Annotated in this window: 25 protein-coding genes; 7 read left to right on the top strand and 18 right to left on the bottom strand. The window is 37.3% G+C overall.

Translation table 11 applies throughout. From position 1 onward, the window contains the following. Positions 1-3: 3 nt before the first annotated feature. The gene (locus tag NSQ18_RS05460) at positions 4-261 is read left to right on the top strand and encodes a hypothetical protein (RefSeq protein ID WP_339289339.1); all 258 of its coding nucleotides are present in this window, start codon (positions 4-6) and stop codon (positions 259-261) included. A gap of 75 nt (positions 262-336) precedes the next feature. Here NSQ18_RS05460 and NSQ18_RS05465 read toward each other — a convergent pair whose 3' ends face one another. Beyond that, positions 337-480, bottom strand: coding sequence for a hypothetical protein (locus NSQ18_RS05465; RefSeq protein ID WP_172597779.1), 144 nt, complete (start codon positions 478-480; stop codon positions 337-339). Positions 481-944: 464 nt separating this feature from the next. Beyond that, positions 945-1,310 (bottom strand): hypothetical protein, encoded by a 366-nt coding sequence (locus NSQ18_RS05470; protein WP_339289341.1) that lies wholly within the window; start codon positions 1,308-1,310, stop codon positions 945-947. A 167-nt stretch (positions 1,311-1,477) separates the two neighbouring features. On the opposite strand from NSQ18_RS05470, the gene NSQ18_RS05475 reads away from it, so the two are divergent. From NSQ18_RS05475 to NSQ18_RS05490, 4 genes are all read left to right on the top strand, one after another. Next, a complete protein-coding gene (locus NSQ18_RS05475) occupies positions 1,478-1,975 on the top strand; it encodes an Lrp/AsnC family transcriptional regulator (RefSeq protein ID WP_016837404.1) in 498 nt (165 codons plus the stop codon). Then, positions 1,976-3,142 (top strand): aminotransferase, encoded by a 1,167-nt coding sequence (locus NSQ18_RS05480; RefSeq protein WP_339289343.1) that lies wholly within the window; start codon positions 1,976-1,978, stop codon positions 3,140-3,142. A gap of 223 nt (positions 3,143-3,365) precedes the next feature. Continuing rightward, positions 3,366-3,965, top strand: coding sequence for a hypothetical protein (locus NSQ18_RS05485; protein WP_339289345.1), 600 nt, complete (start codon positions 3,366-3,368; stop codon positions 3,963-3,965). 41 nt (positions 3,966-4,006) lie between these two features. Then, a complete protein-coding gene (locus tag NSQ18_RS05490; protein ID WP_232019905.1) occupies positions 4,007-4,204 on the top strand; it encodes a hypothetical protein in 198 nt (65 codons plus the stop codon). A 137-nt stretch (positions 4,205-4,341) separates the two neighbouring features. On the opposite strand, the gene NSQ18_RS05495 is transcribed toward NSQ18_RS05490, so the two are convergent. Then, positions 4,342-4,920: a YdhK family protein gene (locus NSQ18_RS05495; RefSeq protein ID WP_016837407.1), complete on the bottom strand. Its 579-nt coding sequence runs from the start codon at positions 4,918-4,920 to the stop codon at positions 4,342-4,344. 145 nt (positions 4,921-5,065) lie between these two features. Between NSQ18_RS05495 and NSQ18_RS05500 the strand changes: the two genes are divergently transcribed. Next, positions 5,066-5,248: a hypothetical protein gene (locus NSQ18_RS05500; RefSeq protein ID WP_016837408.1), complete on the top strand. Its 183-nt coding sequence runs from the start codon at positions 5,066-5,068 to the stop codon at positions 5,246-5,248. A 131-nt stretch (positions 5,249-5,379) separates the two neighbouring features. Here NSQ18_RS05500 and NSQ18_RS05505 read toward each other — a convergent pair whose 3' ends face one another. Further along, entirely contained in the window at positions 5,380-5,655 is a 276-nt protein-coding gene (locus NSQ18_RS05505) for a CC/Se motif family (seleno)protein (protein WP_016837409.1), read from the bottom strand. A 383-nt stretch (positions 5,656-6,038) separates the two neighbouring features. Between NSQ18_RS05505 and NSQ18_RS05510 the strand changes: the two genes are divergently transcribed. Then, positions 6,039-7,691, top strand: coding sequence for an IS1182 family transposase (locus NSQ18_RS05510; RefSeq protein ID WP_339287681.1), 1,653 nt, complete (start codon positions 6,039-6,041; stop codon positions 7,689-7,691). On the opposite strand, the gene NSQ18_RS05515 is transcribed toward NSQ18_RS05510, so the two are convergent. From NSQ18_RS05515 to mdcH, 14 genes are all read right to left on the bottom strand, one after another. Beyond that, complete coding sequence (locus NSQ18_RS05515) at positions 7,681-7,839, bottom strand: hypothetical protein (RefSeq protein ID WP_339289348.1); 159 nt, start codon at positions 7,837-7,839, stop codon at positions 7,681-7,683. The two genes, NSQ18_RS05510 and NSQ18_RS05515, sit on opposite strands and share 11 nt — an antisense overlap. A gap of 107 nt (positions 7,840-7,946) precedes the next feature. Next, on the bottom strand, positions 7,947-9,191 hold the full coding sequence (locus NSQ18_RS05520; RefSeq protein ID WP_016837411.1) for a sensor domain-containing diguanylate cyclase: 1,245 nt from the start codon (positions 9,189-9,191) through the stop codon (positions 7,947-7,949). A gap of 102 nt (positions 9,192-9,293) precedes the next feature. After that, positions 9,294-9,908: a flavin reductase family protein gene (locus tag NSQ18_RS05525; RefSeq protein WP_016837412.1), complete on the bottom strand. Its 615-nt coding sequence runs from the start codon at positions 9,906-9,908 to the stop codon at positions 9,294-9,296. Between the two features lie 437 nt (positions 9,909-10,345). Next, positions 10,346-10,582, bottom strand: coding sequence for a hypothetical protein (locus NSQ18_RS05530; protein WP_016837414.1), 237 nt, complete (start codon positions 10,580-10,582; stop codon positions 10,346-10,348). Positions 10,583-11,146: 564 nt separating this feature from the next. Further along, positions 11,147-11,590, bottom strand: a complete 444-nt coding sequence (locus tag NSQ18_RS05535; RefSeq protein ID WP_339289350.1) for an SgcJ/EcaC family oxidoreductase — start codon at positions 11,588-11,590, stop codon at positions 11,147-11,149. Positions 11,591-11,944: 354 nt separating this feature from the next. Next, positions 11,945-14,347, bottom strand: a complete 2,403-nt coding sequence (locus tag NSQ18_RS05540; RefSeq protein ID WP_339289352.1) for a restriction endonuclease-like protein — start codon at positions 14,345-14,347, stop codon at positions 11,945-11,947. Continuing rightward, the gene (locus NSQ18_RS05545) at positions 14,319-16,283 is read right to left on the bottom strand and encodes a DUF3578 domain-containing protein (protein WP_339289353.1); all 1,965 of its coding nucleotides are present in this window, start codon (positions 16,281-16,283) and stop codon (positions 14,319-14,321) included. Before NSQ18_RS05545 ends, NSQ18_RS05540 begins: the two co-directional genes overlap by 29 nt. A gap of 257 nt (positions 16,284-16,540) precedes the next feature. Continuing rightward, a complete protein-coding gene (locus NSQ18_RS05550) occupies positions 16,541-16,981 on the bottom strand; it encodes an NUDIX hydrolase (protein WP_339289354.1) in 441 nt (146 codons plus the stop codon). Between the two features lie 148 nt (positions 16,982-17,129). Then, positions 17,130-17,738 carry a malonate decarboxylase holo-ACP synthase gene (locus NSQ18_RS05555; protein ID WP_339289356.1) on the bottom strand — a complete coding sequence of 203 codons (609 nt, stop codon included), beginning with the start codon at positions 17,736-17,738 and terminating at the stop codon, positions 17,130-17,132. Positions 17,739-17,752: 14 nt separating this feature from the next. Further along, the gene (gene mdcD / locus NSQ18_RS05560) at positions 17,753-19,438 is read right to left on the bottom strand and encodes a biotin-independent malonate decarboxylase subunit beta (protein ID WP_339289359.1); all 1,686 of its coding nucleotides are present in this window, start codon (positions 19,436-19,438) and stop codon (positions 17,753-17,755) included. Further along, positions 19,416-19,727, bottom strand: a complete 312-nt coding sequence (locus NSQ18_RS05565; RefSeq protein ID WP_339289361.1) for a malonate decarboxylase subunit delta — start codon at positions 19,725-19,727, stop codon at positions 19,416-19,418. Before NSQ18_RS05565 ends, mdcD begins: the two co-directional genes overlap by 23 nt. 17 nt (positions 19,728-19,744) lie before the next feature. Beyond that, on the bottom strand, positions 19,745-20,590 hold the full coding sequence (locus NSQ18_RS05570; protein ID WP_016838818.1) for a triphosphoribosyl-dephospho-CoA synthase: 846 nt from the start codon (positions 20,588-20,590) through the stop codon (positions 19,745-19,747). 17 nt (positions 20,591-20,607) lie between these two features. Next, on the bottom strand, positions 20,608-22,266 hold the full coding sequence (mdcA, locus tag NSQ18_RS05575; protein ID WP_339289363.1) for a malonate decarboxylase subunit alpha: 1,659 nt from the start codon (positions 22,264-22,266) through the stop codon (positions 20,608-20,610). A 13-nt stretch (positions 22,267-22,279) separates the two neighbouring features. Next, a complete protein-coding gene (gene mdcH / locus NSQ18_RS05580) occupies positions 22,280-23,200 on the bottom strand; it encodes a malonate decarboxylase subunit epsilon (RefSeq protein WP_339289365.1) in 921 nt (306 codons plus the stop codon). Between the last annotated feature and the right edge of the window lie 10 nt (positions 23,201-23,210).

Below are 23,210 nucleotides of genomic sequence, written 5' to 3' on the forward strand. Positions count from 1 at the left end.
GGTTTGCCAGTCGTTGTTGCACAAGTCATAGGTTATAGTAAAAAAATGGATGTTTACTACCCTCGCTTAGGTGTTTTCGTTTTTTCTCTAAAGTCCAGAAAAAATAAAACTGAAAATTCAGACATCATTTATGCGACGGTAGTGAGAAAAGATGAATTTGAAATTTTCAAGAGATTTGATTTAGAATTTGGTCCATTCACAAATGATGAAGGAAAAGATCAATTTAAAGGAAAGACAGTTACTTTTACATTACCAAGATAAAATCGAGTAGGAGGGAGCGATTAACTCCCGTCCTCTCACACCACCGTACGTACGGTTCCGTATACGGCGGTTCAATTAAGATGATTGACGCAAGTCTTTATAACTTCCGTGAATAGCTGTTCTCTTTATGCCAGTGGTCACTCCACCCTCCAAGAGGTCTCCCACGGGATTCACCGCTTCCTTCCTCAAGTGAGGTACTACGTTTTCTGTGTTCATCATGACTCACTGAATGCCAAGGGCTATTCTCTCTTAATTGTTCGGTCCTTCTTAGTAGTTCTAAACCAACTAATACTATGACCTCTGCTGACTTCTGACGGTTCAGCTACTTATCACTAAGTAGGTTATGAAGCGTACTTCACATATCCGCCAGACCTCCCCGGGTAAGAATGTAATCTTTCCTTCCATCTATCTGCTTCATTTACTCTGTACCACCTTTGGCAGAAAGGACTTTGTTTTGTTTAGCAAACTCATCCAATGATACCTAGCCTTATATGAAGTTCGTGTTCCTCAGACCGGAAGTTTGCCGCTCGCTTCCTTCAGATTCCGCGTCACCACGGACACCCTTGCGTTAAGCTAACTGTTACTTCTGCCTTCACAGTTCGGGACTTACACCCTATAGATTACACCCATGCCAGGCGCACTAAAAACACCACGTATTGATGCGTGGTGTTTTTTTAAAGAGGTTATACTCCTGTAGAGACATCAAAAGGTACAAACTCACCATTTATATATGCTTCTAAATATTCAACCTTTGTAGAGTCCTTTGTTACCTTAAACACATGTTTTCTTTCTGTATTTTGCTCTTCTTGTTCATCAAGCTTTACAATTAGTGTAGTCCCGTTCAATTCTAAATCTGCTTCTACATTTGCAGTAGATGAATAAACAATATAAAAAACATTCCCTTTCGTATTCAATATTTGGAGCTTAGCGTATTCATCTATTCTCTCTTGCACTTTTTTCGGAACAACCTCTAATTCACTTATGCTGAATTGAGATGTCTGACACGCTGCTAAAAACATCAGCATAAAAATAAATACATATTTCTTCATTTATTTCCCTCCCCTATCTAATTAATTCTACAAAAATTTTCCATCACCTTTTGGATGACTTAAATGCTTAGAATTACGAAATAACTTCGTCAGATTTGTACTTGAACTCTCTATTCATAGTGCTAAAATCTATAAATAAACTACACAAAGTTGGGGGTCTTTTTTTCATGAAACTTAACGAAAAAGAATTAGAAATACTTGGAGTGTTAGAGAAGGATGCGCGAATCGAAACAGCAGACCTTGCAAAAATGGTGGGCTTAAGTATAGAAGAAACAGAATCCATTCTAAAAAAACTTGAGAGTGATCAAGTCATTGTTAAATATTTAACAATGATTGACTGGACAAAAATCGATGAACATCAAGGCGTTCGAGCAATGATTGATGTGAAAGTAACCCCTAAACAAGGCGTTGGCTTCGATGAGATTGCTGAAAAAATTTATCGTTATGATGAAGTACAATCTGTTTATTTAATGTCCGGTACTTATGACTTATCCGTTATTGTTGAAGGCAACACTTTAAATGAAGTGGCAAATTTTGTATCACAAAAATTGTCTACATTGGAATCTGTCGTATCAACAACAACTCATTTCATCTTGAAAAAATACAAACATGATGGAATTATTTTAGAACAAGAGAAAAAAGATAAAAGAATTGTGGTGTCATAAATGAAGGCAACAAAAAGTACATATATTTCCAGAACAGTTAGAGAATTAAAACCCTCAGGTATTCGTCGTTTTTTTGATTTAGCTGCAGGAATGGAAGGCGTCATCTCCCTCGGTGTTGGTGAACCTGATTTCGTCACTCCTTGGCATGTTCGAGAAGCGGCGATCCGTTCCATTGAAGAAGGATATACTTCCTATACACCGAATGCGGGTCTTCTAGAACTACGCGAAGAAATCACAAATTATGTAAAAAACCGTTATCATGTGGAGTATTCCCCTTCCGAAGTCATTGTCACAGTGGGGGCAAGTTCAGCAATCGATACAGCGATGCGCACGATTATCGATCCAGGCGATGAAGTTATTGTTGTAGAACCCTGCTTCGTATCATACAGCCCTACCGTCACTCTTGCAGGCGGCATCCCAGTCCCAGTGCAGGCGTTAAAAGAAAATGACTTTAAAATTTTACCAAGCCAAATTGAAGCAGCAATCACTCACAAAACGAAAGCGATGATTATTTGCTTCCCTAACAATCCTACAGGTACGCTATTAAATAGAACTGAATTAGAAGCTCTAGCTGAGATTGCCAAAAAATATGATCTACTCGTAATCTCTGATGAAATTTATGCCGAACTTACATATGATGATTCCTTTACAAGTATGGCCACTCTCCCTAGTATGCGGGAAAGAACCATTTTAGTGAATGGATTCTCAAAAGCCTTTGCCATGACAGGTTGGCGACTAGGTTATGTATGTGCACCGGAAGAAATTGCAAGTGCGATGTTGAAAGTTCATCAATATGCATTGATGTGTGCATCCACAAATTCACAATATGCAGGTTTGGAAGCGTTGCGCAATGGACAAGGTGAAGTGGAGAAAATGGTGAAAAGTTATCGTCTCCGCCGTAATTTCATTGTGAATTCCTTTAATGAAATGGGGCTTACTTGCCACATGCCAGGCGGTGCTTTCTATGCCTTCCCTTCCATTGAATCAACTGGTCTAAGCTCTCAAGAATTTGCAGAACGATTATTGTTAGAACAAAGCGTTGCCGTTGTACCAGGTGATGTCTTTGGCGAAAGCGGCGAAGGCCATATCCGCTGCTCTTACGCAACATCAATGGAAGAGTTAAAAGAAGCAATGAAACGAATTAAACGCTTTATTGATTCGTTGTAATATTAGACTTGATTTGTACAGGCTGTTAAGGTTGCTTAGCAGTCTGTTTTTTTTGAACATGATAACTTTGGCGAAATACTTGCAACTTTATTTTACATTCATTTCTTCCCTTCCTTCTCCCTCCAAAAAAACAGGACATTTGCAACTTTCTCTTTTTTCATTTCCTTGCTACACTCCTTTTAACAAAATTCATTTTTTGAAATTTTTTACTGAGGTGATTCATTTGAAATACAAGTTATTTAGTAACTTATTGTTGTTTTCAATCATCCTTCTCGCCGCTTGTTCTACCACCAATGACGACGTTCCTGCAACGATAGAAGCCAACCCTGACACCGGATATGGTAAAACCTTTCAAGAACTCAGAATTGGCAACCTATTAAACTTTGATTTCCAATTAAATAATGCGGATCAAACGTGGGTAACGCTTTGGGTGGAAAGTTACCAGGATGGAAAACAAAAAGAACAATCGGCCGCTCAATTGGCTTATGGATTAAGCCCTAACAAAACAGAGCAGGGTCCTTTAGGAATCGGTATGTTTGAAACCGTCGATGGATCATATCTATTTATTTATTCCAACAACATCTCATTGAAGCCAACAAAAATTGATATCCCCAATTCCGAAAACATCATTAGCGAATGGAAATATGCTTTAAATGAAGAAACATTAGAATTAAATCAGTCCTATCTATTAGGAGTATATCGAGCATCAGAAAATGAAATGGCAGTTTACGATTTACAAGATGAAAAAGAAGTCGAACAAATGATTCAAGACTCTAAGTATGTCCTACTAGTGAAAATGAAAATTGAAGAAAATGAAGATTAAAATTGAGGATGATAAATAACTTCTGTAAAGGAGTTGAAAATTTGGATAATATTGTATCAGAAATTTTATTTTCCATTTATGTCATCATCATGATTATTACTTCTGGTGTTTATTTACGCCAATTAGAAAAAGCACGAAAACACCGAGCGTTGACTGCTTTTGAACGGACGATGTATATCCTAATTCAAGTTAGCTATTTGTTATTTGCGGCTAGCCTGCTTATTTCTGTATTTACTTAGACGTGAAAAAGCCTGATCTAAAAGTCCAAAACTTTTGGATCAGGCCCGACTCCTTATGATGAATATTTCTCTCCTTATAGTAATCACATCTAGCGTACCGCCTTGTCAAGCGGAAGTATCGGTCAAAAAGTGTGCGTTTACGGAGCAACAAGTTCCCCTTCAACTAGCCATTTGTAGTTTTTTACTTCTTCCCCTGTTGTTGTTGTAAAGTCCACCATGTAGACAGGTCCTTCTTCTGCCGTTTCAATCGTTGCCGATGCACCTCTCATGCCTGGTATATGTTCCGTATTAATTACCAATTCCCTACCAGGTTCCATTGGATCTCCACTTGCTCCTTCTAACTCCTCATGAATCACCCATTTATAATGTTTTACTTCCTCACCGCCATCTGTTGGTCTAAAAGATACAGAGTAAGCCGTTGTATCATAAGCTCCGACAACTACTCCTTCTGCTCCTTCCATGCCATCCATATGGTTTGCATAAATTTTTACTTTACTGCCAACTGGAAAGGCTGGATTGTCTGCCACTTTTAAATCTAACGGTACTTTTCCAGAACGATCTTCAATGGCATCTGCTTGTTTCGTTTCTACTTGTTCTTCAGAAGTTTGTTGATTTTCCACTTTATTCTTGTCTATTTGTTCAGATGTATCCCCACATGCTACAACAGTGAATAAAAAAGATAGTAAAAATAATGTAAAAGTCCAATTTTTTTTCATGAAAACCCTCCCCTGCTTTTTATTATTAGGTTTGTCAATTTTAATCTTTATATACATAAATCTGCCTGATTGAACCCTAATTCAAACGCTTTTGAAACCAATTGGAAAAAGAATCGTAATTATGAATAAAAAGGGGAGGATGGATATGGAAACAAAAAAATGTTTTAAATGCGGAGGAACGGAATTTGCAGAAGGCACAGACTACATGCCAATTAAACCAAGCCTCATGTCGATGAGTGGTGCAAATAAAATTTACACATTTTGTTTACATTGTGGAGAAGTAGATTCCATACGAATCGAAAACACAACGATTTTCAAAAAGAAATAGGGACTTTCCCCCCCTCGCTTTCTTAAGCTTTTAACAAACTTTCTCCTACAGTAGTCGAAACAAGTTTGCACAATCCTCGTCGCAAAGGGGCCATCTCAATATGACTTTTCAGACGGCCCCATGATAACTACTTATTGCACTCTTGCTATAACCGTTTTAAAAATGCCAAATCCCTTTAATTGAAGAACGAGCTTTTCTTTCATAGCAATAGGAGTTTGTACATAAACAGACAAGTCATCTATGGTAAACTCTCGATAGTTTTGCACATTCTTCGGTTTTCTTGGCAACACAACGAGCTCTTGGATATCTGGAGCACAACACCCTTTCACTTCTAACAATTGCACCGTTAATTGATTCCCCTTTGAACGAATCCAGTCTTTTACACCCTCATGGATTTCTACGTGCATGTTCCTCCCCCGTTTCGGTCAAATTTTTTCTTTATCATATATGATGCAAAAGATGAAGAAAATACTTTTGTTTAGGAACAGCACTTTACATTGAGAATCACACATAAACCGCAAGTCGCACGAAAACGACTTCCCTCCACTTACTCGATTCAAGTGCAATTGAAATTCATGAATTCAGGGAAACCTATCATGTCGCTTTTTTATTAACGATTTCTTTTCCAAATAAAAAGAGGCTGGGACAAAACCCCCTCTAAAATGGAAACAGCCCATGAAATTTTGGAATGAAATTTCATGGGCTGTTTTTCATTTTTTCAATAAAAAATAAGGACCTCTTCTGTTAAAATTAAGTTAGCACACAAAACCTAACAGAAAGAAGGGACCTTATGTTCAAATATTATAACATGAATCAATTAGTTTTGCCTCTAGATTTAGAAATAAAATTACAAGAAAATGATATTGCCTTCCACATTCACCATTTAGTTGAAAGTATTCCAGATGAAGCCTTCCAGCCGTTTCTTCGAAATACAGGTTGTCCTGCTTATCATCCACGCATGATGCTAAAAATTATTTTGTGTGCCTATTCGCAGTCTGTCTTTTCAGGTCGAAAAATTGAAGCGCTATTAAAGGACAGTATACGAATGATGTGGTTGGCACAAGGATATGAACCAAGTTATCGGACGATCAATCGTTTTCGTGTGCATCCGGAAGTAAAAGAATTAATTCGTCAATGTTTTGTCCAATTCCGTTGCCAACTGGTGGAAGAAAAGTTAATCGATCAAGAAGCCATTTTTATCGATGGTACGAAGATTGAAGCGAATGCCAATAAATTTACTTTCGTATGGAAGAAATCCATTGAAAAATACAACCAAAACTTAATTGAAAAGTCCAATCAGTTATACAACGAACTATTAGAAAAAGAAATCATCCCTGAAATGGAGCGGGAAAATGAGGGAGAACTGTCCGTTGAAGAACTCGCTCAAATGGTGCAACAAGTCGATGAAGTCATTAAGGAATATGACCAAAAGATAGAAACATCGCCCGATGCCACAGAACGAAAAGCATTAAGAAGCGAACGAAAATATCCAAAACAAGCGTACAAACAATTAATAGACTTCATTCTACGAAAACAAAAATACCAAAAAGACTTGGACATCTTGGGGGAACGGAACAGTTATTCCAAAACAGATCAAGATGCAACGTTCATGCGAATGAAAGACGACTATATGAAAAACGGTCAATTGAAAGCTGGATACAATGTACAAATCGCAACAGAAGGTCAATACGCACTAGCTTATAGCATCTTTCCAAATCCTACTGATACACGTACATTAATTCCGTTCTTGAATAAGATAGAAAAGGATTATTTTCCGTTGCCAAAGTATATTGTCGCAGATGCTGGTTATGGTAGTGAACAAAACTATGAAGACATCCTTTCGAATCGAAAATGTGAGGCACTCATTCCATATACCATGTATGAGAAAGAACAAAAGAAGAAATATAAACAAAATCCATTTCATCCAGACAATTGGATGTACGACGAAGAAAGTGATACCTACATTTGTCCAAATCAGCAGCGAGTAACCTTCCGTTATCGTTCTGTACGTACAGATAAGACCGGTTTCAAACGAGAATTGAAAATCTATGAATGTGAAAACTGTTCAGGATGTCCATTTCGTTCATCATGTACAAAAGCAAAGGAAGGCAATCACCGAAAGGTCATGGTGAATGAAAAATGGGAACAACAAAAAGAATATGTAAGAGCGAAGCTTTCAGAAGAAAAAGCTGGTTCTATTTTCCGTCAACGTAAAATAGACGTAGAACCAGTTTTTGGATTCTTGAAGGCTAATTTGCGTTTCACTCGATTTTCCGTTCGAGGAAAATCGAAAGTGGAAAATGAAATAGGCATTGCCTTAATGGCCGTGAATTTACGAAAATACACGGCCAACAAAGATCAACTAACCAAAAATAATGGGGATAAATGGAAAAAGGAGAATTTGAGTTGGCTCAAATTCTCCTTTTTCCTATCTAGAAGCTAGTTTTGTCCCAGCCTCTTTCCAAATGTTCTTGATGGTCCTGTTTGTTTTCATTTTCGTAGGCTATTAATGCGACACCAAGTTTATGCTCCAGCGCCTTAATTTCTGCCAACTGTTCTTCCGATAAGTGTGCGTATTGCCAATCCTCCATATTTTTCACCTCACAAAGAGTATGGTCAAAAAAAGAAAAAAATACGCTTCTTCCTTTTTATTTTGACCTTATACCGGGCACATCATCTTATACTCATACCATTTCTTCTACTCTTTATAGAATACAAATCCTTTTCGATATTTTTTTGCTTCATATAAAGCTTGATCAGAATTGGATATAAGCGTCTTTACATCAATGCCGTCTTGAGGGAAGATGGCAATACCGATGCTCGAAGTGACGACTATCGATTGATCCTCTATTTGATAAGGAACTTGAAAGGCTTTTTGTAACCTCGTTGCAATTTCAACAAGGGTTTGTTTTCCACGGATATTTTTAATTAAAATCAGAAATTCGTCGCCACCAATGCGGCAAAGGACATCTCCTTCACGCACATTCTTTTTCAACCGATTGGCAAATTTTATTAATAATTGGTCCCCTACTTCATGGCCGAGAGTATCATTCACCTTTTTGAAATCATCCATATCGATAAACATAACACCGAACATGCCATTATTTCTTCTTGCTTCTTCTACGACTTTTTTCATTTCTTTTGTAAAATAACGCCGGTTCGTCAGTCCTGTTAACGGATCGTGGTACGCAAAATATTTTAACTGTTCCTCATAGTGTTTCTTCTCGGTTACGTCTCTCACTACAAGCTGATTCACATATTGCCCTTCAAAAAACACACGCATCATTGTAATTTCCGCCCACAAAACTTCCCCATCGACCCGCTTCATTTTCTCGAGTACTGTTGTTTGAATTCCTTCTATTAATAACTTTCTAATCGAAAACTGTTGCTCCGTATGAATCAATTGCCATACAGACATACCTAATACGTCTTTTTTGGAACGAGCGCCAATCAGGTCCATGCCAGTTTGATTGATGTAGATGACAGCATCATCTTTTATCATAAAAACCGCATATGGAAAAAACTCCAATAAATTGCGGTAACTTTCTTGATTCGATTCGAGTTTCCGTCGAATTTCCATTTGCTCTGTAAAATCTTTATACGTACCAACCGCAAGGACATTGCCTTCATTTACTGCACCATAGGAAGCTAAAATATCTAATACTTTTCCATCTTTTCGTTTTCTTTTCGTCATATAATAGGGAACATTTTTTCCGCTTTTTAAAGTATTCAATAGTTGTTGAAATTCTTCTTGGTCTTGCTCCTGAAAAACAAGTAAATGATTAGGAACTTGCCAATCTTCCTCCGCACACCCAAGAATCTTTGCGAAAGCAGGGTTTGCCATTAACACTTTCCCATCATAATCAACAGTAAATAAGGCATCATTGGAGTTATTCCATACGAGTTCCAATACATCAGGATCTACAGATTGTTTAAAATCCATTCCATTCTCTCCTTTGAAGGATAAAAAAAGGGTCTCAACATGAGACGCTCACTTCTGTTATTGTCAGAAAACCAAGATGAAACTATACATTTTCATATTGTATTATTTCGGCCTTTCGATTAAAAATATATTGCCTATCGTAGCATATTTCGGACCTGCTAATCGGCTGATAGGATTGAGTTCTCTTGTTTTAATATATGAATGGTCATAGATTTTTTCATCTAAATGCACGAGCACAATTTCACCTATAAATAAATCGCAGCTCGGCCCTTCACCATTGATGCCCCCTAAAGGAATCCCTTTTACCAGTTTACATTCCAATCGCACTTTCGCTTCTTCTACTCCCGGAACACTTACCATTTCACTTTCTACTGGAGTTAATTTTGCATATTCCAGTTCACTTTTATCACTTGGTAAGTTTGCCGATGCCAAATTAAATTTTTCTATATTTTCATGATCCGCAACATGCACAACAAATTCCTGCGTATTGTAAATATTTCGAGCAGTGTCTTTCATTTTTCCATCTTTTCGTTGTACAGAAATCGAAAGCATCGGTGGGTTGGCTGAAACGATATTAAAATAGCTAAAAGGTGCTCCATTGACAACGCCTTCAGTGGACATCGTCGTAACAAAGGCAATCGGTCGAGGAATAATCATACCAGTAAGTAAAGTATAATTCTCTCTTTCACTTATTTCTTTTGGATTAATGGAAAGCATGCATAAGTCACCTTTTCTAAAAGATTGTCCGGCCCACTACAGCCTTCTTGATTTATTTTATTACATGATAATTAAATATTTTCCTCAATATAACTTTCGAATGGGGAAAATATTATTTTTTCAGAAATGTCGCGGGACTGACGATGGAAAGAGTTTGTTGAGGATTGGTTTAAGATCCATCCCCTTAATTAATAAGAGTCTTGGGGACTTAAATTGGGCACTTGTGCAAACAATGAATACGAGGGCTTCTTCAATAAAGGTTACATTCAAAATAAAGAATTGAGGTTAAATGAGGATTTATGGGAATGGACTTATGCAAAAGTCGTTTAAAGGAGAGAAAGGCACTTTGTCATGGAAATTGTGAGGAAAATGGCAACGTTTGTAATCACTAAGCAGACAACAATTTTCAACGTTCCATTTCCCCCACTACTAACACTTTAGAAATACACGACCGTCCAGACGACGGATGTTATAAAGTAGGTAATCGCAAAGGGAGTTAGTTTCGGGACAAACTTTACAAACACCACAAACAGCACTGCACCAATACACAATAATAAAACCCACGGATGAACATTCAGCACATTGACCGTAAACATGTGCACAAATGTCGCAACAAATGCAGCACTAAATGCTTTTAATAATAAGATGAGTTCTTCTTTTTGATGCGTTGACAAAACAATCCCTCCCCTCTTACCCCCAATGTATTATTTTCCACAGGAAATAGAACTCTGTTTACAGAAATTCCAATCATTCGTAATTTTTTCGTGCGTATCTTCTAGAAGCTGTGTGGAGTATTGAGAAGATAATTGAATACGGATGAAGTAAACGGTCGGTATAACGCTTTTTCCAAAAAGAAATGATTTGATCTTTTAATCGCCCTTGAGTGCTACACTCTTTTTGCAACAGGAGAAATGGAATGTAAAGTTGGTGGGATGATACACTTTGATGATGGGAAAGAACGACCTATATCGCTAACGTTAGAATTGCCAAAACAATTTTCTTCACGTGAAATAGTGGATTTAATTCATTAGATGATGTGGAACAAGGAGGCATCATGACATTACCCATAAACAGCTATCGATGTTAAATATACTAGTCCAAATGGGGAATGGCGAACCTGTTCAATGGCAAAATAGCGCAAAAGAATTACAGGATATGTACGGAACATTGTTTCAAAAGTAAATAAAAATAAGGCAATCAACAAAACGTTGGTTGCCTAAATACCCATAGCGAACAAATTACGAAAGTAGTTCCCGCAACTCTATTGTCATGGCTTCGACAAGTTCAGGTCTTCCATGGAACTGAGCAGGTGTATTTTGAAACAATTCAATAAACCAGTGATCGTCTTTTCTCACCGCTACAACTGTATGATGAGCATTGACGGAAGTTTCAATATCCGATTCTCCAGGCGGGACCATCCCAGCAATCGCACGTAAGAAGGCAATATCGCTTCCTAAAAAACGAATATCCTTCACCTTCGTTACATAAGGAGCCGTTGGATGACTTTCAAAAATAGGCGCTAAATGCGAGAGGATTTCTTCCTGTCCAATCGCCATACTTCCATCAAATCCAATCTGCACCCCTTCTTCTCCAAACAAAGCAGCCATGCCTTCTGCGTCCCGTCGATTCCATGCTTCAATCCATTGTTCATATAGTTTTTGGATTTCTAGTTTACTAGACATTTCTTTCCCTCCCCTAAAGCAGCAAACACTACTCAGTGTACGCATTTCCCATGCTTTGATATAACAGCACTTCTACCACGTACAAAATACTGCTATGGTTTGATAATACTCGAAAATCAATAATTTTTCGATAAAAATCGAGGATTTCAATCTAAACTTTAGTATGGAAAGAGGGGTTTCTATTTAGACATAACATATAGATAACCAACCTTTAGCACAATTAACTAATTAATCAAAAAGAGGTACTCAAAAGTAGAGCTTTTGAATACCTCTTTTATAATTACTTAGATGAAACTGTCACATGTTCCTTTATTCCAAATACTTTTCGCAGCCTTTTATCTAAGTACTAAGTAGCTAAATCTCAGCTACTAGCTCTTTAAATATTTCAAAAAGATTGTCTTCCAAGTCCTTCTTTGGTATCTCTCTTATTATTTCTCCATCTCGCTCATGAAACAAGGAATTGCTTTTCCAATGGAAAATGTGTTCACCTGATCTAAATGACGAAATTTTTGTATTTTGCGTTATCACTTTTGTTCCCAATTCAATTTCTACATGGCCTACTATTTCTTTTAACATTTTCAAAAACTGTCGTTGAACATTATTTTCCATTAGCAGTTCTGGTAATAAGTAAGCTCCATTATAAAGATGTTCTTCAACTAATAGAGGCTCTATTAATGAATATCCCCCCGATTGAATATCATTCAATGGTGATGGCCAACCCTCAACTTGAAAAACGATATACTTACCTTCGCGGGTAATGTTCTTAATAAAACTTTCATGATGAATACCCTTTGAAGTACTTAAAGCAATTTTCTTGGCTTTGTGCCAATGTTTTGGCAATTCATTTTCTCTTATTCGAACCATTAAATCGTTAGAATTTAATGCGGGAACAATTAATACATAATCCGAATCATTCCTATATAAAAACTCTTTAGTTCCGATAGGTAAAATGCCTTCTGCTTGTAATTCCTCTGCTGTCTTGTTCAATAAATTATCGATAATTGTTTCAACTAAGTCCGTAGCTTTTGGTAAAAAAGGAAGTCCTCCGATATTAACTTTTTCAATACTTTTATAAAGATGGTGTTCTTTGTAACGAACTTGGTCATTCCATGGAAATAATACATAAGCTCCAAACGCTTCTCGTTCATAGCGACCTTCACTTTCAGCTACTATCGCATCTCGATATCTATGCATGGTGTTTATATCATCTTCCATTGGCCCTGGTCCATTTATCCCTTCTTCACTTCCAAAATTGATTCGATATTTCGCATCAAAAATATATAGATAGTCATAGTCCCTACCGAGTTTTTCAATGATAAGCATTGTGTCTGGAATTTGAGTAACAGTTGCGTTTTTTCCAGTTGAATACTGATATTGTAATTTAATAAATTCCCCAGTCTTTTTATTTTTAAATACCCACTTTGCTTTGCTTCCTTTTTCTAAATTTACTACTAATCCATTATTAGTAACTTTAATAATATCATGAGAAACTACTTCGCATTTCTCACGCAAAATTTTACCTAGTCTTAAGAATGTCCAATATTCATAAAGTATTGCAATATCTTTTACTGACATCTTATATATTTCACCGCTCAAAACTATACCTTTCGATAGGGTTGAATAGATTTGATAGATTTCTCTATATCCAGTTGCCATCTGCAATACAACACTCATAACAGAACGGTCTAATTGCCCGATCCTTCTCCAAAATGGCTTTTTTAATTTGTTAGAGAGTTTTTTTCTCAATGAATTTAATATATTTAATACTTCTTGATCTGGTTCTAAATGATATTTTTCTTTTGCTTTTTGGATTGTTATATGCAGTTGATCAATTCTTTGATATAGTCGTTCTAATGTCCATTTAACGTATCGATTTTCATGTGTATCAAATGTGTGATTTTTTTTAATAAGTAATCCTTTTTGCGGCATCATTTGCTTACCATTCAAAGCAATTCCTTTCCCAACCTCAATAAAAAGATCTGCATGTTTTCTTAAATACGTTCTCCCAGTAGCATCTTGTTTACGTAAACGATCTCCACGTGCGATTTCATAGACAGTATTTAACTGCATATGTGGTTTTTGTTCAACAAAGTCCACAGCTTTAATGTAGGATTCAAAATGCTTCCTAATCAATCGATAAAATTCTGCACCGGTTGGCTCAGTATTTACTTGCTTTGTAGCACCAGTTAAGAAGGTTCTTTTTAAAAAGTCATAAGCAAGGTTATATACTTCTTCACTTACTTCATCTAGTAATGCACGATAATCTTTTTTATAATCTAACTTTGCTGGATATACCTCAATAACAACCGATAAAAGTGAGTTTCCTTGATTATCATGAATTTCAAAATTACTAAAACCCACTTCATTTAGAAAATGAAGAGTACCACTGAGTATATTTGTATTTAGAATTGGGCGAATCGCTTTTCTAAAACTTTCATATTCATGATAGAACTGAATTTTCAAATCTTTTTTTAATGGTTTTACTTGAATCTCGTATCTTCCATTTTCAAAAAATACAGGTAGGAAGGGTTGTTTATAATTTTCAACTAATTTCCTTTGAGTTACATCAAATATCTCTACATAGGCATCTCTAGATGTACTAAAAAACATGGATTCATTTTCTTCAATAAAAGATTTATAGTTCTCTTGTTCATATCTATTTAAATCAACATCTCCTGATATAACTAAATATAAATCTTCTGTCTTTATTTTTATTAGAGGTTCATTTTTAAGCAATCCAGAAGGAAGTGAAACCATTGTTATCTAACCTCTTTTTCATTTCCACAATTTTTGCTTTACATTTAGGAAATTGTTCTAGCTCTTCTTCTAGATTTACAAGAACAGGTCGAATCACATTTTCTGTCCCACTAATTCGGGGAAGAATTTTTTGCATAATACAAAAATCCATCGCTTCGTTTTCCGTCAATAACATTCCTGCTTCTGCATTATGTATCATATAGAAGCAAATTTCATCACGTACTCGGTAACCTACTTGAGCATAAATGGGCTCTAAGTATTCATTAATTTTATTAATTTTGCTTGAAACTTCTTTTATAAGTGACTCATGGTCTTTAAAAACATCTTTTAAGAAAATATAACGTGATTGAAGCACCTCATTAGAAACCCGAATCAGTTCCACTTCTTGTTCGATATTTTCAAAAGTATTAAAATTCATTATATCGATTTCATTAAATTCAATGGTATTTGCTCGGTCCAACACTTTTTTACTGAATGTATGAGTCGTTTCATCCATATTCACAGTTCCTATCACATAAAGGTTTCCTGGCAATGTCAACGTTTTTTCTAGTCCATTTTCATCTTCATAAGTAATTAAAGGAGTTGAAGTATAGTTCCCATCCTCATCCATTTTCCGGCTCTCCATCACACTCAACACATCACTAAAGTAATACTCGACCCGAGCTAAGTTCATTTCATCTAGAAGAACAAAATGCGGCAAATCAGGATTTTGAAGAGCATTTTCCACCATCTTGGTAAATGGCCCCTTAATAAAATCGCCTTTTATATCTTTGTAGCCCAATAAATCCGAACTATCACTCCAGTCTGGCCGAACGGGAATTAATTTGAATTGACCATTTTCCTCTGTTGCACCAATTGATTCAGCAAAAAGCTGGACAATTTTTGTTTTACCTGTACCCGATATTCCTGAGATTATAACGAAAGGTTTAGTTTTTAATGATAAAAACAGGTTAACAATATTTGCAGAACTATAATAGAATCCTCGATTTTTAATAAAATTATATATATGCTCTATGACTTCCTTTTTAGATATATTCTCTACAATATTAGTTGTAACTTGATTTGTATCCTCATTAATAACTGGGCCTTTGTCTTTTCTATAAGCAATGTATTTTTCGTATAGGTCCAGCATTTCATATAGATCCTTAATAAGTACCTCATTAGATGGAATATTATCTTTTGAATATTCGATATAAACAGCCACCGAATCTTCATATTGTTTTGCTAAATTACCTTTACCAAGCTTAATTTTAGGTTCATATTTAAAACGAGTATTAAGAGGCAATATACTTCTAATCTCATTATTTATTTCTTCCATTTCAGATTTAGAAGTCTCTGTTACTCCTTGAGCCAAAGTCAAATATACCTTTTTCATATCTTCGCTAAAAAGATAAACAAGATAAAATCCTCTTTGGGTAGAAGTTGTAATTTCTGTATTCATAATTGCTATCCATGGTACAGCAGCCCAATTCCCGACTCCTGCCGAACCTATTACTTTATACTTTTTATTTATAAATGAAAGTTTTTTATATTCATTAGTAATTTTGTGCTTTATAAAATTAACCAAAGGATTTGCTTTAAACGGTTTTGTTCTTTCTATTAAATAATCATCCATTATTTTGATAATATCATCTCTTAGAGGTAATTCTTTTTCTACCATATAATTTCTTAACCCCCATATCCCACTCCCTTTACCTTCTACGGTATAGAATAGGTCGTTACTATCTCCGGGTTTTCCTTTAAATACTCCATCTTTAGCATCACTTGAATGTTCATAAATATTTCTTCTCACTTGAGCTTTCCAATCAATATATTTTTCTAAATTTATTTTTCTACGTTTAATTATTTGATCATAAATTTCATTTAATGTACCCTTCCCCCCCAATACTTTCAATGATTCAATAATTTCATTTACCCATATACTTTTTGTTTTCATTTGAAACACCTTTTTTCAAAAAACTAAAATTACTTAAATTGATATGTCTTGATAATGTTAGATAAAAATTCCAATTTATCTTTATTATAACTAGTAATTAGAGTTTTTTTACATATTTCTACTAGATAATTCAAATGATCAGAAAGAAAATATTCACTATTTCTAGAGATTCGGATCCTATCATTTTGTCAGAATATTGTTATTTTAATGGATAAATTATATTTGGAACATTATTACTTTAATTAAATCAAATGTGATTAATTTAGTAATTCTTTAACAAATACCCTATGACTCCCTACCATGTTGTCGGGGAGGTTGTTTGGGTGGAAGAAACGGACTTCGAGGGTTTCGGAGGGTTGGCATTGCAGGGTTCCTTCGAATTCGTTCGTATAAAATACCGCTGTGACGCTATAAAACTCATCACCGTTTGGGGTTTTGGTGTAAAATTCCTTCCCCGAGAAAACGTGAAGGAGTTTTAAGTTTCGGATTTCCAAACCGATTTCTTCTCGCACTTCCCGCTCCGCCACTTCTTCAAAGCTTTCCCCCAGCTCCATTAATCCTCCTGGAAGCCCCCATCTACCTTCTGGCCGTTTTTGCAACAGCACTTCTCCTTTTTCGTTGCAGATGATCACTACCGATCCCGGTAAAATTAACGGTTTTGTCCCAACATACTGTCTTAAAAATTTATAGTATTCCATCACATGTCTCCTGTTTGATTATTTCCATTCCTATTTTTTTCTTGCATTTACGCTTATACCAACATGCCTTTTCTCTTATTGTGACCCTATTATCCCGTTTTGTGAAGTGATTGAGTTGCAATAAAAAAGAGACGCTTTCGCATCTCTTTTATTGATTTACAAGTAATCGAATTTGGTTTTCTACTGTCGTGCATAATTGAGGACCAAATGGCGTTCTTATCACAAACCCTAATTTTTCGTGTTTTAAAAAGTCATGTAATAAAAACGCACCGACAGAAGCCAGTTCAACCTGTACGTCGACTCTTCGCTCCAACGTTTTTAAAAACTTCCCTACTTCTACTAGCAATTCCCTATCTATTACATCCATATAAATGCATACGTCAATATCGCTTCTTTCTGTCGTCACCGAAATACCCGTTGCGAGCTCAAATCCGACGCTTCCAGTCGGCCCCCATCGTAAGTTGAATTGTTCAAAAGCCTGTTTTATTTTTTTCAAAGTGGGAAGATGTATTTCATTGGTATATCCTTCAATTCGATCCACTAATTCAATAGGTGTCATCACTTCTACAATACGGCTTTTATGAATAAACGTTCCGAAGCGTTGTTCTCTTGTATTGCCGCGTAAACCGATGGGAACCATATCGTCCATAATGGGCATTCTTCTGACTACCCCAAAGCTTTTCGCTGCAGGTGCATTAAACACCCAATCTGGAATCGGCGTTGTTTTTTCGAGAACATCAATGCTTTCAAATTTCACAATATCATGTACCTTTATTTCCATTGTGCCTCAATCATCTCTCTTACTTTAATAGAAGCTGCTCTGCCGCCGTTTTTAGCAATTTCAGATGTTAATCGGCAAGATAAATCTCGATCATTGTGCTTTTGAATGTCGTGATATGCGTCGATAATAGCATCCATTAACACCTTTTTGTCATCATCATTTGGATTTTTCCCATTTACCCCATCCAGCAATTGATAGAGTGCTCCAAGCTTTTGGAATGATTGGATATCATAAGCCATCGCCGGAACTTCCTTCGCTGCTTCATCCAGTTCTTCAATGGAACGCATCGTGATGATTGCCGCTGATTTTTTCGACATTACATGGACGTTGACGCCATCATCATTTAAAGCAATTAAGCGATTCCCTTGCATGCCGTGGGATAGGAAAGCTCCAGAAATGGCATTTCCAACAATCGCAGTAACAATTGGATGCCCAGCGAGTCTCGCTGTTGCATAGGCATCGATTGCTGCAGAACAAGCCAAATAAAGGCCGAGTAATTCTTCGTGATAACCAAAGGCTTGGCTTGGTACATCGACAATTGGAATAATTAGTCGTTTTTCAGCTGCATCATCGTCCTCATTAATCGCCTGCTGTACATATTTTGCAATGGTCCATCCTTCTAATAAACCAACTTCCCCTTTACGAGCACGGTAATAAATGTTTTCTGGATTTGGCACAACCGCAATGACTCGCGCTTTGATACCATTTATCGTTGTATCTGCTACTAATACCGATGGAACTTCACTAATGGATGGTCTGCCATTCGTCAATAAGTTGAACCACTTTCTTCCTGTGCTTTCTACAACTTCTGTTGGAACTGGCAATTCTGTATCTTGAATTTCTGTGTCTGTCGCTAACAATTCCCTTGCGACTTCTGGCAATATTCTTTCTTCTAATGTACAAGATTTATATAAGGATAAATAATGATCAATTTGTTTTGTTCTATTTTTGAATTCAATTTCTCCGTTCCAAACGCTCAAAATCGCTTCTTTAAAGTTTTGTACATCATCTTCTACTAAAATATCAATCAATCCAGCTTCTTTACGAGCTGCTCCACCAATCATTTTCCATATTAATGGATTGTTTCTGGAATCCAGTTCTCGAATTCCCGCTTCTTGCTGGATGACTTCCGGTCCATTCATTCCTAAACGGCCTTCCCGCGTCATAATCAATGCACTGCATAATCCTGCTGTTAAGGACATGCCACCAAAAGATCCGATTTTTCCTGGAATGATGCCAACAACAGGCACATACTCGCGCAATTCCACGATGGCCGCACTAATTTCCGCAATAGAGAGCAAGCCGTAATTTGCTTCTTGCAAACGCACTCCACCTGTATCGTAAATGATAATAGGATATATTCTATAGCCCTTCTTGCATTCTTTTAAGATTTTTTCCAATGTACCTGCGAATTTGGCTCCCGACACTTCTCCAATTCCGCCGCCTTGGAATTTTCCTTCAATGGAAATCACGACGGCATCATTGCCATTCAGTTTTCCTTTGACAATAATCATGCCATCATCAAATTGTGGTACGATGTTTTGTTTTTCCAAGTGCGGAGACCCAAATCGATCAAAAGGGCCTAATATTTCATAAGCGCTTCCTTGGTCCAGTAGCTGGAATGCTCTTTCCCGCGCTAAACTTTCTACTAAACTATTCGTCATAACCTTTACCATTTCCACTCACCTCCACTGCTTGTGCCAAACGAAGGGAAACGATTCCCGGTGTTGCCCCGAAATCGTTAATCGTAATGCGGGCTGAAACATCATTTAGGCTGACAAAACGCTCGATGACTTTTTTCCACGTATCTTGGAAGCCCTTAATCCCCGTACGAATTTCAAATACTGCTTGATTATCATCAGTCGGTTCCACAAGCACTTCCAAATCGCCTGATCCGACAACGCCAACATGGGCTCGATTTGTAATTTTCTTTGTCGCTGGAAATGAATATGTGAACTTCTCCACTCTACCTCTCCCCTTTTTTAAGTGGTTGTGACAACTTCCATTTGATGTGCATATTGCGTTTGACAAATTTTATAGATATAAATGGTAGCGGCTAGTAAGTCAGCGCTCCCTCCTGGCGATAAGTGCCGCTTCACAAATTGCTCATTCATATCTTCCAGTTCTTCTAAATTCCCATTATTCAGAACTTTCTTGGCGTACCGTTTGGCAAATATTAAACCTTCCATTCCGCCACGGTGCAATAGGCACGTATCATCTAAATTTGCCATTAGCGCTAGTAACGCTCTGAACTTTGCAATTTCATAATTATAACGTTGTAACGATGACTTAAATTCCGGCAAACTGTAATGGCGAATGTGGGGAAAAGCCAGTTGTGCCTCTGCCTTCGCACCCAAAACTCCATATTTTTGAATCGCCTTCATGCCATTAGTTCGTTGAAAGGGAATAAATCGATCTTCGTATCGCGCAATTTCTCCCGCAGTAAAACAAAGGGTTTCTTCATCGCACGCTCCGCAATGGATGGCTGCTGCGGCTGTTATTAATCCAAGCGACCAAATGGCTCCTTTATGGGTGTTGACGCCCTTTGTCACTTGAAACATCCTCATTTCGCCTTGTCTACCAATCTCACCGATTCTTTCCCGCAAATATTGAGAAGGCTTTTCACCATATGACTCAAAGGCCATTTGATAAAAGGTTTCTCGTAAACTTTGCGCTGACTCAATCATCATGTGATACGTTAAATCATCATGTGAACCTTGGTCATTTCGGTCCACAAGCCCAGGTTTAGGAGTTAGCGAGACTTCCTCAATGAGTGAGGCAACTGCTAATTCTGCTAATGTGGATGATAATTGGTATGCATCGATCACTTGTCTCCCCCCTCTCCTTACCAACTGCGGAATCTAGCTGGTGGGTTGTACAATCCTCCTGACCATTGCACGAGTTCATCAATATTTTTAGCGGCAAGCAATGAACGTTTGGCATCAGAACGGCGAATTCCTAAGTCTTCAGGCATTGCAATAAGCCCTTTCTCTCGCAATTTTTCAGTTGATTTCGGATTATGCTCCATACCAATCGGTGTTACCCCTGCAATCGCCGCAATCATTTCTCGTCTTTCAGCCATACTATCTGATTTGTAAAGGTAAGCAATTCCTTCCTCCGTCACAATATGTGTTACGTCTTCTCCATAAATCATCACTGGCGCCACTCGTAGCTTTGCCTGATCTTTCACATGAATAGCATCAAGAGATTCAACAAATACTGGCTTGTTTGCTTCTTGGAATGTTTCAGCCACTTGCACGACTAACTTTTTGCCTCTTGCCAGCGGATCATCAGAAGTTTTGAGATTATACCAAGCATCTGTTGCGTGTCTTCGTCCACCAGGGTTATGCCCCATATTCGGTGCTCCACCATAGCCGGCCACTCGCCCTCTCGTTACAGTGGATGAATTTCCTAAAGCATCCATTTGCAAAGTTGAGCCAATAAATAAATCCACTGCATATTGGCCAGCTAGTTGGGCTAAAGTTCGGTTTGAGCGAAGACTGCCATCTTTTCCTGTGAAGAAAATGTCTCTTCTTGCTTCAATATACTTTTCCATCCCTAACTCGCCGCCGAAACAATAGACGCTCTCTACCCATCCAGACTCAATTGCTGGAATCAGTGTTGGGTGGGGATTCAAAACCCAGTTCGTACAGATCTTCCCTTTTAACCCTAATGATTCACCGTACGTTGGCAACAGCAATTCCACAGCGGCTGTATTAAAGCCGATACCATGGTTTAACGATTTAACCCCATGCTTTTCGTAAATGCCGCGAATAATCATCATTGCTTGTAAAATTTGAATATCGGTGATGTGTCTCGGGTCTCTCGTAAATAACGGTTCCAGTTCATAAGGTTCATCTGCCACAACCACAAAATCCACCCATGAACTTGGAATATCAACACGAGGCAACTCATCGACAATTTCATTTACTTGCACAATGACAATGCCGTCACGGAACGCAGTAGCTTCTACCAATGTTGGCGTTTCTTCTGTATTTGGGCCAGTATAAAGATTTCCGTATCGATCTGCCTTATCTGCTGCAACAAGAGCCACTTGCGGAATTAAGTCTACAAACAATCGCCCATAAAGCTCGATATACGTATGCAAGTCGCCTAATTCAATTTTTCCATCTTCTATCATTTGAGCGATGCGAAGGCTTTGTGGACCCGCATAGGAAAAATCTATTTTTCTAGCAATTCCGTATTCAAATATATCTAAATGTTCTGGTCTTGAAATGCTTGAAATAATCATGTGCAAATCGTGAACTTTTTTCGGATCTACTTGCACTAAAGATTTTGATAAAAATGAAGCTTGTTTTTGGTTATTCCCTTCCAGTACAACTCGATCGCCAGGTTTAATTAATCGCTCCAAAACTTCTACAATGCGCTCGGTCGGAATAATCACTCCGTCAACAAGACCTTGGACGCTTTCGATGGTTTTCTTTTTCGCTTCGATTCTTTTAGTCCAAGATTTCCTTTCCATTTCTACCTTTGAAATCACCATTCTGAACACCCCTTTATTGATTTGACATGACGTATAAACAATCGTCTATTCCATTCATTGAGACAGACATCGTTTGAACGAGAGGAAATGCTTGTTGGGCTAACTTCGATAAGACATTCCCAGGCGGCATTTCAATCAAACATTTTGTTCCCATCTCATATAGCAAGTTGACAGCATCATGCCATCGAACCGGATAACAAATACTTTTTGCTAAGTCTTCTTTTACCGCATCAGCCGTCGTTAATAATCTTGAATTGATGTTGCTTGAAATCGGAATTTTCGGATTTTTTAGAACACAATTATCCAATTCCTTCATTAGCTCTTCACTTACCTGTTGAAACAACGGACAATGAGAAGGAGTCGATACATTTAGCAGATGTGCTGATGTGGCACCATTGGCTTTCACATATTCGATGACTCGTTCTAAACCCTTGATAGAACCAGACAGGGTGATTTGGGTTGGCGCATTTCGGTTAGAGACATATACCGGTTCTTTTTCATCGAATAGCTCGTTAACGATTTCGGATAGTTTATATTCATCTAATCCTAATACAACAGCCATTCCGTATCCCAAATCATAGGCTTTTTCCATGAGTTCGCCTCTTTTTGTGACTAACTTTAATGCTGTTTCAAATGAAATAACACCTGAAGCTACAGCAGCTCCAAATGCGCCAACAGAATGGCCCGCAACAAAATCAGGGATTAACCCATTTTTTTCAAACACTTTCAATGCACTGACAGAAGCAATTAATAAACATTGTTGCACCGCCTTAGTTGATGAGAGAGCTTCTTTTGTATGCAATGAATCAATTGAAATATTTAATATTTCTTCGCTTTCTTTTAAGATTTCTTTTACGGCTGGATCTTCAGGTAAATCATAGAGCATTCCTTCGTATTGAGAACCTTGCCCTGGAAAGAGAAAAGCACTTTTCAATATAAGCCTC

Source organism: Ureibacillus sp. FSL K6-0786, assembly GCF_037965165.1.
GTDB classification, from domain to species: Bacteria; Bacillota; Bacilli; order Bacillales_A; family Planococcaceae; genus Ureibacillus; species Ureibacillus thermosphaericus.

What these genes read in the sequence shown, in the direction of transcription:
- NSQ18_RS05540 (WP_339289352.1), bottom strand. Translation starts at nt 14,347, where the DNA reads ATGGTTTCACTTCCTTCTGGATTGCTTAAAAATGAACCTCTAATAAAA.
- NSQ18_RS05520 (WP_016837411.1), bottom strand. Translation starts at nt 9,191, where the DNA reads ATGGATTTTAAACAATCTGTAGATCCTGATGTATTGGAACTCGTATGG.
- NSQ18_RS05505 (WP_016837409.1), bottom strand. Translation starts at nt 5,655, where the DNA reads ATGCACGTAGAAATCCATGAGGGTGTAAAAGACTGGATTCGTTCAAAG.
- NSQ18_RS05475 (WP_016837404.1), top strand. Translation starts at nt 1,478, where the DNA reads ATGAAACTTAACGAAAAAGAATTAGAAATACTTGGAGTGTTAGAGAAG.
- NSQ18_RS05495 (WP_016837407.1), bottom strand. Translation starts at nt 4,920, where the DNA reads ATGAAAAAAAATTGGACTTTTACATTATTTTTACTATCTTTTTTATTC.
- NSQ18_RS05500 (WP_016837408.1), top strand. Translation starts at nt 5,066, where the DNA reads ATGGAAACAAAAAAATGTTTTAAATGCGGAGGAACGGAATTTGCAGAA.
- NSQ18_RS05535 (WP_339289350.1), bottom strand. Translation starts at nt 11,590, where the DNA reads ATGTCTAGTAAACTAGAAATCCAAAAACTATATGAACAATGGATTGAA.
- NSQ18_RS05480 (WP_339289343.1), top strand. Translation starts at nt 1,976, where the DNA reads ATGAAGGCAACAAAAAGTACATATATTTCCAGAACAGTTAGAGAATTA.
- NSQ18_RS05545 (WP_339289353.1), bottom strand. Translation starts at nt 16,283, where the DNA reads ATGAAAACAAAAAGTATATGGGTAAATGAAATTATTGAATCATTGAAA.
- NSQ18_RS05515 (WP_339289348.1), bottom strand. Translation starts at nt 7,839, where the DNA reads ATGGAGGATTGGCAATACGCACACTTATCGGAAGAACAGTTGGCAGAA.
- NSQ18_RS05510 (WP_339287681.1), top strand. Translation starts at nt 6,039, where the DNA reads ATGTTCAAATATTATAACATGAATCAATTAGTTTTGCCTCTAGATTTA.
- mdcA (WP_339289363.1), bottom strand. Translation starts at nt 22,266, where the DNA reads ATGGTGATTTCAAAGGTAGAAATGGAAAGGAAATCTTGGACTAAAAGA.
- mdcD (WP_339289359.1), bottom strand. Translation starts at nt 19,438, where the DNA reads ATGGTAAAGGTTATGACGAATAGTTTAGTAGAAAGTTTAGCGCGGGAA.
- NSQ18_RS05470 (WP_339289341.1), bottom strand. Translation starts at nt 1,310, where the DNA reads ATGAAGAAATATGTATTTATTTTTATGCTGATGTTTTTAGCAGCGTGT.
- NSQ18_RS05525 (WP_016837412.1), bottom strand. Translation starts at nt 9,908, where the DNA reads ATGCTTTCCATTAATCCAAAAGAAATAAGTGAAAGAGAGAATTATACT.
- NSQ18_RS05465 (WP_172597779.1), bottom strand. Translation starts at nt 480, where the DNA reads ATGATGAACACAGAAAACGTAGTACCTCACTTGAGGAAGGAAGCGGTG.
- NSQ18_RS05550 (WP_339289354.1), bottom strand. Translation starts at nt 16,981, where the DNA reads ATGGAATACTATAAATTTTTAAGACAGTATGTTGGGACAAAACCGTTA.